Raw genomic sequence first — 13,133 nt, 5'->3', positions numbered from 1 at the left:
TCTACAATCCTGCACAAGCAATGGCGGGGCATGCATTACGCGACATTATATATTCCAGACGCAAGTCTTTCGCGCCCGCAAAAATATGATATCCCGATATTGGAGTAGCGAGTGCAGAGTAAGCGTTGGAGAGATTTATGTCGAAGGGGGGTTCGGCGCGACGGCTGGGAATGCTGGCGTGCGCATCGCTGTTTTCACTGAGCGGTTGTGGTGGCGGCGAGGATGCCCCGCCTCCGCCGCCGCCGAACCAGGCGCCCGCCATCGCGGCGCGCGCGACCGCGACGGTGGAAGAGAACAAGGCGGGTATAGTCTATATCGCGATTGCCACCGACGGGAATAACGATCACCTGACCTTCTCGATCTCAGGCGGCACTGATGCCGCCGCGTTCAATATCTCGTCGGCCGGGGAATTGTCTTTCCGCACGCCGCCCGATTTCGAATTGCCGACCGATGTGAAGCCGCGTGATTTCCACACCAACGTCTACACCGTCGAGATAACAGTGACCGACGGCAAGGAAACCGCGAAACAGCTTCTCGACGTCACGGTCACCGACATCAAGACGAGCCCGTTCAGGGCCCGCAAGGTCGCATCGGGATTCGATCGGCCGAACAACCTCGTCACGCTGCCCAACCAGCCGGATCGCGCGCTGGTGGTGGAAAAGGCCGGACGGGTGCGCATGCTGACGCTGTCGAGCGGCGCCATTGCCAGCCGCGCCTTTCTCGATGTCTCGGCGGAAATCAGCACCGATGGTGAACGCGGCCTCATCGGTTTCGCTGTGACGCCCGATTTCGCGCAGAGCGGAACCGTCTATGCCGCAATGACCGTGGGCGGCAATCTCGAGGTCCGGCGCTACCGCACCCGGCCGCAGGACATAGATCAGGCCGATCCGGCATCGGCCGACGTGATCCTGTCGATCCCCAATCCGAACAATGTGAAGGTCGGCGGCTGGATCGGCTTCGGTCCCGAAGGCTTTCTCTATATCGGTTCGGGCGCGGGCGCGGAGATGGGAGAGAACTCAACCGACCTGCTCGGCAAGATCATGCGGATCGATGTCAACCGCGATGCATTCCCGAACGACAGCCGGCGCGACTATGCGATTCCCACCGACAATCCGTTCGCGGTAGCGGGCGGCGCGCCCGAAATCTGGGTGCTGGGCATGCTCAATCCGCAGCATGCCAGTTTCGATACCGGCACCGGCTTTCTGTGGGTCAATGACTATGGCTATTCAGAGTACGGCCTCTACACTTACGAGATAAATCTCGTCCGTCCGGCCGATGCCGGACGCAACTATTCCCCCGTCAGAAATCTCAGAATACCGATAGAACCGGCTGTCTCCGACAATTTCCGTTACCCGGTCATAGGTGAGAGCCGGGGACTGGCTCCCAGCCAACCGGGTGACTTCGGCCTGATCGGCGGCGTCGTATACCGAGGCCGCTCGGAATCGCTTCAGGGCCTCTATGTCATGGGACACCGCAAATTTAAGGATCTCACCAGTTACACCGCTGCATCTTACACTCTGAATCAGCTGGATAATGGCGCAAAAAGAGGAGGCTCTCTGAATCTTGGTCCCGTCACCGGCCCCGTTTCCGGCTTCGGCCAGGACAAAGACGGGAATATCTACATCCTCTCGCCGACCGGAGACGTCCATATCGTCGAAGCCATCTAGGGGCGAAGCCTCGAATCGAACCGCCGACCACCTCTCCTTTATACCGAGAATGGCGGCCAATCCCTACGCTCGCGCATCGACCAGCCAACAGGCGGCGGTGAAACGCACCATATCGTCCCGGACGAAAGGCTGAAACGCGGCGCGGACGGTGCGGATCACCTGATCGCGTAATACGGGCGCGAGCGTGGGCAGGACGAACTGGAGCGGCCCCAGCCGGGTGAATAAGCCGTCCAGTTCCGCCTCGGGCAGAATGCAGGCCACATCGACTGCGGCGATCTCGATGGCCGACCAGCCGCTTTCGCTGAGAATGCGGCGGATGCGCTCCGGGTCGGCGAAGGCGAACTGGCCCGGTGCGTCGGGATCGCGCGCGGGCAAGTCGGGCAACAGCGGTGCCGCCGCCCGCTCCGCCGTCGTCATGAACGGGTTTTCCGCCGGCGCACGCCAGGCGGCGAAGCGCAGCGCAGCGCCGTCGCGGCATGCGCCGCGCAGGTTGGCGAAGGCGTACACCGGATCATCGAAGAACATCACGCCGAAGCGCGAGACGATCCGGTCGAAGCTCGCGGATGCGAAGCGATGGGTCTGCGCGTCCGCCACGATGAAATCGGCGTCGATGCCCTGGCGCTCGGCCCGCGCGCGCGCCAGATCGAGCATCGGCCGTGAAATGTCGATGCCGGTGCAGTGGCGCGCCATCCCGGCTCCTGCCGCCGCCAGCGTGATCGCACCCGTTCCGCAGCCGACATCGAGCAGCGCGCCGTCGGGCTCGCCCGCAATCGGCCGAACCAGCAGATTCTCGAACGGGGCGAACATCGCGTCGAGCACGGCCTGCGCCTCGGTCCAGTTCCGACCCGCCACGCCGTTCCACAATTGCTGCTGCGCACTCTCCGTCCCATGCCGGTCGTCCATTTTCGTCACCCTTTCGATTGCCTTTGCGAGTCGTCGCGGCCAGTGTGCCACTTCAAGTCGACTTGAGGTCAAGCATGCCGAGTCTCGATATTGCCGAAGTGGCCAGGCGGTCGGGCGTGCCCGCCTCGGCGCTGCGCTTTTACGAGGAACAGGGGCTGATCGCGTCGATCGGCCGGCGCGGGCTGCGACGCGTGTTCGATGCCGCGATCCTGCAAAGGCTGGCGCTGATCACGCTTGCCCGCTCCGCCGGCCTGTCGCTCGCCGAAATCGCGCTGATGTTCGGCCCCGACGGCAGCCCGCGCATCGACCGCGACATGCTCGCCGCCAAGGCCGATGAACTGGACAGCACGATCGGCAAGCTCACTGCGATGCGCGACGGCCTTCGCCATGCCGCAGCCTGCCCCGCCCCCAGCCATATGGAATGCCCGACCTTCCAGCGCCTGCTCAACGACGCGGCATCGCGGCCGGCCAAGGGAAAACGCGGCGCGATCGACCGGCACATGCCATGACACGCTGGATTGCCGCCCCCGCCCTCATGATGCTCGCCGCATGCAACGGCGCAAATTGGCCCGAAGCCATGTTCCCACAGCAGGTTGAGGTCGAACGAACGCTCTATTCCGATGCATCGTCCGGGCTTCGCGAAGGCTGCGTGGCGATCGTCGTCGAACTTGACGAGCGTTCGGCCAAACGCCTGATGGGCACATCGGCGCCGGCCGCTGGCTGGATCGCATCGCCGGTCCCGGAGGACGCGAAACCCCTGGCCGCATTTTCTGCTCTTGGCGGATGCGGCACCGGTCAGGGCGCCCCGCTCGGGGACATGTCCGGCGCGCTCCATCGGCCGGGTGCATGGTACAGGATCGTCAATGGCGGCGAGGGTCTGGCCGTGATCGTGCCAAGGGCCAGGCTAGCCGGATGGTATTACGCCGGCTGATCCGCGATCATATTCCGCGCAGCGCGATCAGCCATAGAGATCGTTGCGCATCGCATGGTTGTAATGTTCGTCGATCGCCTTGGCGGCGGAGGGTTCCTGCTTCGTCATCGCGGCGACCATCTGGCCGGGCGTCGGCAGGCTCCGGCGCTCGATCCGCGACCCCGGATCCCACAGCCGGGCGCGGTTCACTGCCTTGCCGCAATGGAACAGCACTTCGTCCACCGCCACGACGATCGCGGTCTTGGGGATCTTGCTGCCCTCGGCGAGCGTCGCGCACAGCGCCGCATCGTCGGTGATCCGGCCATGCCCGTTGATGCGCATGAAGACGTCGAGGCCGGGGAACAGGAACAGCATGCCCAGCCGGTCGTCGACCACCAGATTGCGCATCGATTCGATGCGGTTGTTCCCCGGCCAGTCCGCAAAGGCCACCGTCTTGGGATCGAGCACCCGCACGAAACCCGGCGGCCCGCCGCGCGGCGATGCGTCCAGCCCGGCGTCGCGACCGGTCGCGAGGCAGAAGAAAGTCGCCCGCCGGAGATAATCCTCATGGAAGGAAATCAGTTCCTGCCGCACCGCTTTTTGAACATGCTCCATCGGCGGATCGTAGAGCTGGTCGAGATCGGGGGCAGTGGGATTGGGGGTTGGCCGGGTCATGGACATCTCCTGTCGATCAGGATGATAGCCGGACCCGTACGGCGGCGCTAAGCTATAGCAGCCAATCAATTGCGAGTAGCCGCCATGCTGGAGGAGAAATTCGCGCTCGCCGAACGCGATCCCAACGATCCGATTGTCGTCGCGATCTACGAAACACCGGCTGAACGGCGCGAGCTGGGACTGCACAGCCATGCCCGTGGCCAGCTGTCGGGACTGCGGCGAGGCCTGCTCACCATCGGCACCGATGCGGGTGCATGGGTCGTCCCCGCCGACCATGCGGTCTGGCTTCCGCCCGATCAGCCGCATTACGGCTATATGCACGGCGCGCATGAGGGATGGGGCTGTTATGTCGCGCGATCGGCTTGCGCGAACCTGCCCGACCGTCCCTGCACGATGCGGGCGTCGGGCCTTTTGCGCGAAGCAGTGATCCGCGCCTCCGGCTGGCGGGGGCCGGATATGGATGAGGGGCAATGGCGCATCGCGATGGTCATCCTCGATGAGTTGAGCGCCACCCCCGTCGAACCCTTCGGCCTGCCGATGCCACAAGATCCCCGCCTCGTGCTGATCGTACGCGCGCTGCTCGACGATCCCGGCGACCGGCGCGAAATGGTCGCATGGGCGGCATGGGCCGGGATTTCCGAACGCACGCTGAGCCGGCGCTTCGTCGCGGAAACCGGCTATAGCTATACCGCGTGGCGGCAGCGCGCGCGGCTGATGCGGGCGCTGGAAATGCTGGCGGAGGATGTTCCGGTCACCACCGTCGCGCTCGACCTCGGTTATGACAGCGTCAGCGCCTTCATCGCGCTGTTCAAGCGCATGTTCGGGGTGACGCCCTCGGCCTATTTCGCCGCCCCCTGAGCCCGGGCGTGCAATTCGCGCACGACCTGCCCTTGTGCTTGCAATGTAGGATTTCAAATGTTCCTCCTTTGTTCCGTTCACAAAGGAGATTCTGATGGCACTCAGCGGTACCTATGCAACCACGGCGGCACTCGAAGCCGCGAATACGACCGACCTGTCCGCGATTCTCGCCGAAGCGGGCAAGGCCGGCACCTTCACGATCCGGGATTATGCCAGTTTCACGGCGCAGGTGGCGGCCGACACCGGCAAGACCAACTACATCCGATCGACAAGCGACAATACCAAGGTCTGGGTGCGGACGACGATCCCGAGCAACGGATCGGCCGGTATCGGCTTCATCGCGTCCCAGGCCGGGGCGGTCAATCGCACCCAGCAGGATAAGGATCGCGACACCGTCCACGTCAAGGATTTCGGCGCGATCGTAGATGGCGTCACCGATACGACGGTGGCGAGCAATCTGGCGACCGGCGCTGCCGATATCTATAGCGCGTCACTGCGACGGGCCATCCATCTGGCCGACGGCACGACAATTCTGGGCGCCGGCAATGTGCCGCTGTTCGTTCGCAAGGGTCAGACGTTGACCGGCGCCGGCGTGGGATCGTCGTGGATCGATGTTTCCAGCCGCACCGCCAACAGCAATCCGATCATCAAGCTTGGCGAGAAATCGGACGGCACCGACGATTCCAGCGGTGACTCGGTGTGCGTCCGCGATTTTACGACGCTCGGCGGTCCCGACAGTGCCGCGAACATCGACACCAATAATTGCGCAGGCTGGACCATCACCGACGTTTTCTTCTCAAGCCCGGGCATCGGCATCAAGGCATCGGGCGGCGACGGCTTCGTCACCAGTTGCACCTTTGACGACGGGCTTAACGGACTCGTGATCAACGGCGCCAATATCCTGGCCTCCAACAATATATTCTATCTCACCAACCAGCAGGTCTCCTTGATCGATGGCGCTCACGATATTCAGCTGAACGGAAATCAGCATGAGTATTTCGAGATTTACGGCCTTCTTCTCGATGGCGACAATATGAAGAATATCCGCGTCAATGGCGGATCCTTCCTCCAGAACGAGCAATTCGCCTCAAGCCATGCCGTGTTCATTTCCTGCAGCGCGGGCGAATTCGCGTTCAACGGCATCTCGTTCCGGAATTTGCGCGGTGCGGGCATCAAATACGGTACGGGCATCGGCAATGTCATGTCTGTGCATTCGTGCATTTTCGACGGCAGCAAGACGTTGTCTGGTTATACGCAATCCACCACGATGCAGGGGATCGATGCCTCGAACGTGACATCGGTGATCCATGGCTGCGTGTTCAGGAACCTGCCCGGACAGCCGATCGCCCTTGGCGGCGGCGAAGCGACGACATGGGTCATCGATAGCTGTCAGTTTTCCGGCAATACCGGCGGTTCGACCGAAATCAACGTGACCAACAGCAATGCGAACAGCCGGGTCATCATCCGCAACTGCCTGGGATCCGGACGGCCGCTGGTCAACGTGCAGTCGACCGTCCCCGTCATCTACGAGAACAGCGACAACCGCATGGGCTATGCCGCCATCAGCCCCGGCGGCACGCTGACGCTTCCCTATGGCGCACGTGTCGTGACGATGACCGGCAGCACCGACCTGACTTCGATCGCCGCACAGGAGGGCGATTATCAGCGCGTGATCACCATCGTCTTCGGCCAGGCGCGCACCGTCAAAAACGGCGTCGGCAATATCAGGCTGAGCGGAAGCACCGATTTCTCGGCCACCTATGAGGATACGCTGACACTGGCCAATAATTTCGGGGCCGGTGGCACATGGTATGAAGTGTCGCGGACAGTGATCTGACAATGAACTTGGAAGGCCCGATCCGTGAGGATCGGGCCTTTCGCAACGCCCCGCCATGCAACCAAGGTCACGCTGGTTTCGCGCCCGCGATCAAAAGCCCGTCGAGCAGCGTCCTGAACGCCTGTACCGCGCGCTTCGATGTCGCCGCCGGGTCGTCGGCATTGGCGATCCATTGCGCAGCGTGCAGCCCGGCACCGCTGAGCAGACGGGCGACGCCCTCGGGATCGACATCGATGATATAGCCCTCCGCCTTCAGCCGTTCGAGGCTGGCGGTCATCGATCGGATGCATTCGGTCTGTGACGGCCAGGTCGATGGATCGCCGAGCACCGCCGGACCGTCGCGCATGACGATACGGCGGATCTCCGGCTCCACCGCCATTTCGATATAAGCGATATTCTCGTCGACAAAGCCTTGCCAGGGATCGGGTGCGCTGGCGGCGATGATGCGCAGGCGTTCGGACATCTCCGCGTCGATCTGCGCGATCACCGCCTGGAGCAGCCCCTTCTTGTCGCCGAAATGATGATAGAGCGCGCCGCGCGTCAGCCCGGCTTCGGCGGTGAAATCGTCCATCGACGCATCGGCATAGCCGACGGAGCCGAATGCCGCGCGCGCCGCCGCCAGCAGCTTCGCGCGGGTTTCCGCGATCATTTCCGTCCGGGGTCTGCGTGCCATCTGTCCCGCCTTCTTCACATGCGAGACGTATATATATTGACATACGCTGCGTATGTCACTAGCTGCATTCACATACGCTACGTATATGAATGATTCCGTATCGAAGTCGAGGAGCGTGCGATGGCCAACCCCTATGGCGAGATATTCCGGGCGCCGGGCGCCAAGGGCTTTGCCGCGGCGGGTTTCGTCGCCCGCCTGCCGATCGCGATGGCGACGATCGGCATCGTCGCCATGCTGTCGCAGACGCGCGGTGCCTATGGGCTCGCCGGCGCGGTCGCCGCCGCCTTCGCGCTCACCAACGCACTGCTTGCGCCGCAAATCTCGCGACTGGTCGATCGGCTGGGACAGGGCCGAGTCCTGCCCCCGGCGGCGGCGCTGTCGGTGGCAGGCTTTTCCGGCCTGATCGCCGCGACGCATTTCGGCGGACCGGACTGGTTGTTGTTCGTCTTCGCATTGGTCGCCGCCACTATGCCGAGCATGCCGGCGATGGTCCGCGCGCGCTGGACCGCGCTGTACCGGGGCACGCCGAAGCTCAATACCGCTTTCGCCTTCGAATCGGTCGCCGACGAACTGGTCTATATCGCCGGATCGTCGCTGTCGGTCGGCCTCAGCGTTTCGCTGTTCCCCGAGGCCGGTCCGCTCGCCTCGACGCTGTTCCTCGCCATCGGCTCCACCGCCTTCATCCTGCAAAAGGGTACCGAACCCAGCGTACAGCCGGCGACCAAAGGCGATGGTGCCCCGGCCATCGCGCTGCGCCCCGTACAGATTCTGGCCTTCGCGCTGGTCGCGGTCGGTGCGATCTTCGGCACGGCGGAAGTGACAGTGATCGCGCTGACCGCCGAATTCGGCAATGCGGCGGCGGCCAGCCTGGTGCTGGGCGGCTATGCCGTCGGCTCGCTGTTCGTCGGACTGGTCTATGGCGCGCTCAAGCTGAAAATGCCGTTATCGCGTCAGTTCGCGATCGCCATTGCCATCGCGGCGGCGACCACCGTGCCGCTGCTGTTCGTCGGCAATATTCCGATGCTCGCACTCGCCTTGTTCGCCAGTGGTGCCGCGGTCTCCCCCACCTTCATCACGGCGTTCGGACTGATCGAACGGCTGGTGCCCCCTGCCCGACTGACCGAGGGCATCACCTGGGTGACGACGGGTATCGGCATCGGCATGGCGGTCGGCGCCTTCGCCTCGGGCCGGGTCATCGACGCCTTTGGCGCGAGCCAGGGTTTCTGGGTGTCGATCGCGGCGGGCATCGTCGCCGTGGTCACGGCATTGCTCGGCCAGCGCAGCCTGACGACGCCGGGCCGTGCCTTAACGGATCAGCCCGCGGCCGTCTCCGCCTGAAAATCGACGCGATCGAGCAGCGCCGGCCAGTCGATGCCGTCGCTCAGGCCGAAGCGGTTTTCGAGCGTAGCGCGTAACGCGTCCCTGGTGAGGAAAGTCCGCTCGGGCGGCGCCCTCGGTTTCCGGACGGTCAGCCGGTTCTCAAGCAGGACATGGCGAGCCTCCGACGTGGTCTTCGCGATCATCAGGCGGTGGCGGAAATGCGCGCTCGCGTCAGACCAGACCTGATCATTCGCCCGGCTGAGCCGAGCGTCGTCAACCGCAACCCGCGCCACTTCATAGACGCGCGCCCATTCGCCGTCGATCAACGCCTCGAGCAGATGGCCTTCGACCGTCGGCGTCAGCCTGAACGTCTCATGTGCGGTCTCCTGCGGTTCGGTCGTGTCGAAGCGCAGCGGCCAGGGCGGCACGCAACTGCCGAAGCCGACATCGACGAGGTGATCGGCATCGTCGATCCGAACGCGCAACGCCATATGCGTCCAGGCGCGCGGTGGATCGCCGGGCGGCAACATCCACAGCACGCGGCCGATCAGCGCCTCGGCATCGAAGCCCTGTGCACGAAGGATCCGCCGGAACAGGCTGTTCTGTTCGAAACAATAGCCCCCGCGCCGCCTGTGGACGAGCTTGTCGAACAATGTCGCGGGATCGAGATCGATGGCGCGGCCCAGCAGCACGTCGACGGCTTCGAACGGGATATGCGCGATATGATGCGCGATCAGCGTTCGCAATCGGTCGAACGGCGCCAGAGCCGCGCCGTCCCAGCCGATGCGGGTATAATAGGTCTGCAGGTCGGCGGCGTTCATCGATCATCCTTCAGCATGCGGCGATTCCTCGCATATAGACCAATCAGCCATGATCGGCCTGGGGCTGGCGATACATATGTTCGGGCTTCATGCCCGCCAATTGCCCGCCATCGACAGGCAGTGTCACGCCGGTGACGAAGCTGCTGGCGTCCGATCCCAGCCAGAGCACGGCGCGCGCAACTTCATCCTCGGTTCCGATCCGGCGCATCGGCGTCGCCAAAGCGGCCTGAGCCCGCGCCTGTTCCCCCGCCGCTTCGAGATGATGAGTGAGGATCGGTCCGGGGGCGAGCACGTTCACGCGGATGCCGCGATCCGCATAGTCCAGCGCCGCGACCTTGGTGAGCGCGATGATGCCCGCCTTGCCCGTCACATAGCCCGCCAGATTGGCGACGCCCCGGACGCCCGCGAGCGAGGCCATGTTGACGATCGAGCCGCCCCCGGAGTCGATCATCGCGGAGATCTGATACTTCATGCCCAGAAAGGTGCCGCGGATGTTGATCCGGATCGCGCGGTCGAAATCGGCGACGGACATGTCGGCGAGCGGCCGTGGGACTGAGGCGTCGGTGGCGTTGTTGAACGCGAGATCCAGCCGGCCAAAGGCGGCGACCGTCTCGCGCACCAGATCGGCGACAGAGGCTTCGTCGCCCGCGTCGACGGTGCGGAACTGCGCGATCAGGCCATCGGCGCGGATCGCATCGACCACCGCCTCCAGCGCCTTCGCGTCGCGCGCGGCCAGCATGACCTGCGCCCCCGCCCCGGCAAGCAGCCGCGCGGTCGCCGATCCGATCCCCCGGCTCGCGCCGATGATGAGCGCGGTCCTGCCCGCGAGTGGAGGGCGCGATATCTCTTCGATCATGTCAAACTCCAGTCTGGGCGGATGCATTGGCGCGGGTTGCCGGAAGCAGGATCGCGACCAGGATCAGCCATGAAAATCCGGGGAATCGGGTCAGCGGGACGAGCGGCAGGAAACGGAGGTCGAACAGGGTCAGCCAACTGAGTTCGCCCAGCAGCGCCAGCAGCAGCCCGGCCCCGGCCAGCCAGCGCGGGACCAGCTTCATTATGGCGCAGGGAATGGCGATGCCGGCGATCAGCAGGCCGAACGGCACCGAGAAACCCGGCCCGCCAAGCGCGAAGGACAGGCGGAAAAGCGCGCCCGCACCGCTCACATCGCCGCCGACAAAGGACAGCGCCCACAGGATCGACGCCGCAATCATCATCGCGATCGCCGCCGCGAAACCACCAAACAGCGCGATCGACGGGCCGACCGCATCGACACCCAGGAAGCGCAGTCGTGCGACCAGCCCCGCCGTCAAGATGCCGAGCGGGACGCCCGCGCCGAACTGGAGCGCGGCGCAGAGTCGCACCGCATCCGAACGCGCCCGCATAAATTCCAAAATCGCCGCGTCGTTCACGTCCGGCCCCGGGAATGCGGGGGAGCCACGCATGAGCAGAGCAAGCCCGGCACAGAATAGCAGGGCAAAGATCGTCGCGGGCAACCACAAGGGTGGGCCCGCCTGACGATATGTCCCGGCAGTCTCGGCGTGGGTGGGCATAGGCATTGTCCTCATATGGATCTATAATCGAATCATTCATTCGATGAACGATTCATATGATGAACAATATCGACTTTCAAGGAGCAGAGCGTGGCTGAAAACAAAGGCACGGAAACAGGCGGACGACGGACAGTCGCATTCCTGCTCGCGCAGCTCGGCGCGCATGCCGCATCCCAATTCGCCGCTCGGCTGGCCGTGCTGGATCTGATCCCGGCCCATGCCGGATTGTTCCGCATGCTCGCATCCGTGCCGGGCTTGACCCAGCGCGAGCTTGCAACGGCGCTGGATACGCTGCCGAGCCGCATCGTGCTGCTGCTCGACACGCTGGAAGCGCGCGGGCTGGTCGAGCGCCGTCAGCACGACACCGATCGGCGCCGGCATGCGCTCCATTTGACCGCTGCCGGCGACGCGCTCGCCACGGAGGTCGGCCGGATCGCGCGCGCGCATCAGGCGGCGCTGCTTCAGGCGTTATCGGACGAGGAACAGGATGTGCTGGCGGCGCTGCTGCAACGCATCGCCGATCAGCAGCAGCTCATCCGCAACGTTCACCCCGGCTATCGCTCGGGCCCGCGCGCAAAGCCCACCGATCAGACCTAGAGCAGTTCACGATCTGATCGCATCAGATCGGCTGCTCTAACCGCGATTTCAGCTTCGCTGGTCTGCGGTTCGAGTCGATCGATGATTCCATCGAACTACAAATCGCTCTGGCCCGTCGGCTTTGCCAGCGCCTCGCACAGCGCGTCGGTCGCCAGCGCGATGCGTGATTCGGCGGTGGCTCGGTTGGCGGGGCTGTTCTGCACGCCACGCGTTTCGGTGTTGAACGCCAGCAGGCTGCCGGCATGCTGATCGGGGCAAAGGCTGAGATAGGCGCGAAAGCCGTTCTGGTCGCCATTATGGCCGATAAAGCGCACCGCCCGCCCCCGATCGACGAAGAAGGACAGGCCACTCTGCGTGGTCGCTGCCATCCGCCCCTGGCTGAAATCGTCGCCCGCCGCGATCTGCGGCCGCCACATCTCCTCGATCGAGGATCGCTTGAGGACAAGATCGTAATCGTGTGCACGCGCCGGATCGCCGAGCAGGAAGGCGACATATCTCGCCATATCGGGGAGCGGCGCGTTGAGCCCGCCATTCGACACGGTCACGCCGGTATCGGCGTCGAACGGCGCGGCGACACGCTTGCCGTCGCGGATATGATAGCTGTGCGACCGGTGCGGCAGCAGGTGCGGCGGCGTGCGATCGAAATAGCTGGCATGCATGCCCAGCGGCTTCAGGATATTCTTGTCGACATAGACTTCGTAATCCTCGCCCGAGAGCCGCTCGATCACCTGGCCGAGATAGACGATGCCGGGATTGGAATAGCTGAACCGCGTGCCCGGACGGAATTTGACCTCGGTATAGGGCAACATCGCCACGAGCTGCGCCCAGCCTTTCGGCTCGAACGGCTGCCACTCATGATCGCGCCAGGGCCATGTCGCTCCGCCGAAGCCCGCGCTGTGGCTCATCAGCTGGCGCAGCGTGATCGCTTTGGTGTCACCGAACGGGTTATGCACCGCGGCAAGCTCCGGCACATATTGGACGATCGGATCGTCGAGCGTCAGCAGCCCACGATCGCGCAGTTGCATGATCGCAATCCCCGTCATCGTCTTGGTGATCGACGCCCAGTGGTAGATGGTCTGCGCATCGACGGGGACATGCGCGTCGGCATCCTGCTCACCCAGATGATCGGCAACGACGGTGCGGCCGTCGCGCACGACATAGAAGCTGCTGCCCACGATGCCCGACCGCTGCATCTCGGCGCGATGCAGCTTGCGGAAATCGCCCAGCGCCGCATCGAAGGCGCGATCGCCGGCGGCCGGGGCCGGCCCGGCGGCCAGCGCGGCGGCGATCAGGAACGTGACGGCAATCCGGCGCGACAT

At 64.3% G+C, this 13,133-nt stretch carries 14 protein-coding genes; 7 read left to right on the top strand and 7 right to left on the bottom strand.

The features are described 5' to 3' along the window. Positions 1 to 137 precede the first annotated feature (137 nt). Positions 138 to 1,667, top strand: coding sequence for a PQQ-dependent sugar dehydrogenase (locus AC3WN8_RS15920; RefSeq protein WP_492670434.1), 1,530 nt, complete (start codon positions 138 to 140; stop codon positions 1,665 to 1,667). Positions 1,668 to 1,730: 63 nt separating this feature from the next. Here the strand turns inward: AC3WN8_RS15920 and AC3WN8_RS15915 are convergent, their stop codons facing one another. Next, positions 1,731 to 2,570, bottom strand: a complete 840-nt coding sequence (locus AC3WN8_RS15915; RefSeq protein WP_492670433.1) for a class I SAM-dependent methyltransferase — start codon at positions 2,568 to 2,570, stop codon at positions 1,731 to 1,733. Positions 2,571 to 2,644: 74 nt separating this feature from the next. Between AC3WN8_RS15915 and AC3WN8_RS15910 the strand changes: the two genes are divergently transcribed. Both AC3WN8_RS15910 and AC3WN8_RS15905 read left to right on the top strand, forming a co-directional pair. Next, entirely contained in the window at positions 2,645 to 3,079 is a 435-nt protein-coding gene (locus tag AC3WN8_RS15910) for a helix-turn-helix domain-containing protein (RefSeq protein WP_492670432.1), read from the top strand. Beyond that, positions 3,076 to 3,501, top strand: a complete 426-nt coding sequence (locus tag AC3WN8_RS15905) for a hypothetical protein (protein ID WP_492670431.1) — start codon at positions 3,076 to 3,078, stop codon at positions 3,499 to 3,501. Before AC3WN8_RS15910 ends, AC3WN8_RS15905 begins: the two co-directional genes overlap by 4 nt. A 27-nt stretch (positions 3,502 to 3,528) precedes the next feature. On the opposite strand, the gene AC3WN8_RS15900 is transcribed toward AC3WN8_RS15905, so the two are convergent. Further along, positions 3,529 to 4,155: an MSMEG_1061 family FMN-dependent PPOX-type flavoprotein gene (locus tag AC3WN8_RS15900; protein ID WP_492670430.1), complete on the bottom strand. Its 627-nt coding sequence runs from the start codon at positions 4,153 to 4,155 to the stop codon at positions 3,529 to 3,531. An 84-nt stretch (positions 4,156 to 4,239) separates the two neighbouring features. On the opposite strand from AC3WN8_RS15900, the gene AC3WN8_RS15895 reads away from it, so the two are divergent. Together AC3WN8_RS15895 and AC3WN8_RS15890 are read left to right on the top strand one after the other, a co-directional pair. Further along, a complete protein-coding gene (locus AC3WN8_RS15895) occupies positions 4,240 to 5,013 on the top strand; it encodes an AraC family transcriptional regulator (protein WP_492670429.1) in 774 nt (257 codons plus the stop codon). 94 nt (positions 5,014 to 5,107) lie between these two features. Further along, entirely contained in the window at positions 5,108 to 6,850 is a 1,743-nt protein-coding gene (locus AC3WN8_RS15890; protein ID WP_492670428.1) for a hypothetical protein, read from the top strand. A 67-nt stretch (positions 6,851 to 6,917) separates the two neighbouring features. On the opposite strand, the gene AC3WN8_RS15885 is transcribed toward AC3WN8_RS15890, so the two are convergent. Then, positions 6,918 to 7,523 (bottom strand): TetR/AcrR family transcriptional regulator, encoded by a 606-nt coding sequence (locus AC3WN8_RS15885; RefSeq protein WP_492670427.1) that lies wholly within the window; start codon positions 7,521 to 7,523, stop codon positions 6,918 to 6,920. A 120-nt stretch (positions 7,524 to 7,643) separates the two neighbouring features. Here AC3WN8_RS15885 and AC3WN8_RS15880 point away from each other — a divergent pair, with 120 nt between their 5' ends. Beyond that, positions 7,644 to 8,861: an MFS transporter gene (locus tag AC3WN8_RS15880; RefSeq protein ID WP_492670426.1), complete on the top strand. Its 1,218-nt coding sequence runs from the start codon at positions 7,644 to 7,646 to the stop codon at positions 8,859 to 8,861. On the opposite strand, the gene AC3WN8_RS15875 is transcribed toward AC3WN8_RS15880, so the two are convergent. The 3 genes from AC3WN8_RS15875 to AC3WN8_RS15865 are packed head-to-tail and all read right to left on the bottom strand — an operon-like array spanning position 8,837 to position 11,049. Then, the gene (locus AC3WN8_RS15875; protein WP_492670425.1) at positions 8,837 to 9,664 is read right to left on the bottom strand and encodes an arylamine N-acetyltransferase family protein; all 828 of its coding nucleotides are present in this window, start codon (positions 9,662 to 9,664) and stop codon (positions 8,837 to 8,839) included. The two genes, AC3WN8_RS15880 and AC3WN8_RS15875, sit on opposite strands and share 25 nt — an antisense overlap. A 43-nt stretch (positions 9,665 to 9,707) precedes the next feature. Then, positions 9,708 to 10,520 carry an SDR family NAD(P)-dependent oxidoreductase gene (locus tag AC3WN8_RS15870; protein ID WP_492670424.1) on the bottom strand — a complete coding sequence of 271 codons (813 nt, stop codon included), beginning with the start codon at positions 10,518 to 10,520 and terminating at the stop codon, positions 9,708 to 9,710. A 1-nt stretch (position 10,521) separates the two neighbouring features. After that, positions 10,522 to 11,049, bottom strand: coding sequence for a hypothetical protein (locus AC3WN8_RS15865; RefSeq protein ID WP_492670423.1), 528 nt, complete (start codon positions 11,047 to 11,049; stop codon positions 10,522 to 10,524). Between the two features lie 258 nt (positions 11,050 to 11,307). Between AC3WN8_RS15865 and AC3WN8_RS15860 the strand changes: the two genes are divergently transcribed. Further along, complete coding sequence (locus AC3WN8_RS15860; RefSeq protein ID WP_492670422.1) at positions 11,308 to 11,814, top strand: MarR family winged helix-turn-helix transcriptional regulator; 507 nt, start codon at positions 11,308 to 11,310, stop codon at positions 11,812 to 11,814. A gap of 95 nt (positions 11,815 to 11,909) precedes the next feature. Here AC3WN8_RS15860 and AC3WN8_RS15855 read toward each other — a convergent pair whose 3' ends face one another. Then, positions 11,910 to 13,133 carry a serine hydrolase domain-containing protein gene (locus tag AC3WN8_RS15855; RefSeq protein WP_492670421.1) on the bottom strand — a complete coding sequence of 408 codons (1,224 nt, stop codon included), beginning with the start codon at positions 13,131 to 13,133 and terminating at the stop codon, positions 11,910 to 11,912.

It is taken from the genome of Sphingobium sp. FW305-3-2-15-F-TSA7 (assembly GCF_058787155.1).
The sequence above is the reverse complement of the archived record's forward strand: the minus strand, read 5'-3'. Positions and strand labels throughout refer to the sequence as shown.

Excerpts from the sequence above, each read along its gene's own strand:
- AC3WN8_RS15920 (WP_492670434.1), top strand. The coding sequence starts at position 138 with ATGTCGAAGGGGGGTTCGGCGCGACGGCTGGGAATGCTGGCGTGCGCA.
- AC3WN8_RS15915 (WP_492670433.1), bottom strand. The coding sequence starts at position 2,570 with ATGGACGACCGGCATGGGACGGAGAGTGCGCAGCAGCAATTGTGGAAC.
- AC3WN8_RS15910 (WP_492670432.1), top strand. The coding sequence starts at position 2,645 with ATGCCGAGTCTCGATATTGCCGAAGTGGCCAGGCGGTCGGGCGTGCCC.
- AC3WN8_RS15905 (WP_492670431.1), top strand. The coding sequence starts at position 3,076 with ATGACACGCTGGATTGCCGCCCCCGCCCTCATGATGCTCGCCGCATGC.
- AC3WN8_RS15900 (WP_492670430.1), bottom strand. The coding sequence starts at position 4,155 with ATGACCCGGCCAACCCCCAATCCCACTGCCCCCGATCTCGACCAGCTC.
- AC3WN8_RS15895 (WP_492670429.1), top strand. The coding sequence starts at position 4,240 with ATGCTGGAGGAGAAATTCGCGCTCGCCGAACGCGATCCCAACGATCCG.
- AC3WN8_RS15890 (WP_492670428.1), top strand. The coding sequence starts at position 5,108 with ATGGCACTCAGCGGTACCTATGCAACCACGGCGGCACTCGAAGCCGCG.
- AC3WN8_RS15885 (WP_492670427.1), bottom strand. The coding sequence starts at position 7,523 with ATGGCACGCAGACCCCGGACGGAAATGATCGCGGAAACCCGCGCGAAG.
- AC3WN8_RS15880 (WP_492670426.1), top strand. The coding sequence starts at position 7,644 with ATGGCCAACCCCTATGGCGAGATATTCCGGGCGCCGGGCGCCAAGGGC.
- AC3WN8_RS15875 (WP_492670425.1), bottom strand. The coding sequence starts at position 9,664 with ATGAACGCCGCCGACCTGCAGACCTATTATACCCGCATCGGCTGGGAC.
- AC3WN8_RS15870 (WP_492670424.1), bottom strand. The coding sequence starts at position 10,520 with ATGATCGAAGAGATATCGCGCCCTCCACTCGCGGGCAGGACCGCGCTC.
- AC3WN8_RS15865 (WP_492670423.1), bottom strand. The coding sequence starts at position 11,049 with ATGCGGGCGCGTTCGGATGCGGTGCGACTCTGCGCCGCGCTCCAGTTC.
- AC3WN8_RS15855 (WP_492670421.1), bottom strand. The coding sequence starts at position 13,133 with ATGTCGCGCCGGATTGCCGTCACGTTCCTGATCGCCGCCGCGCTGGCC.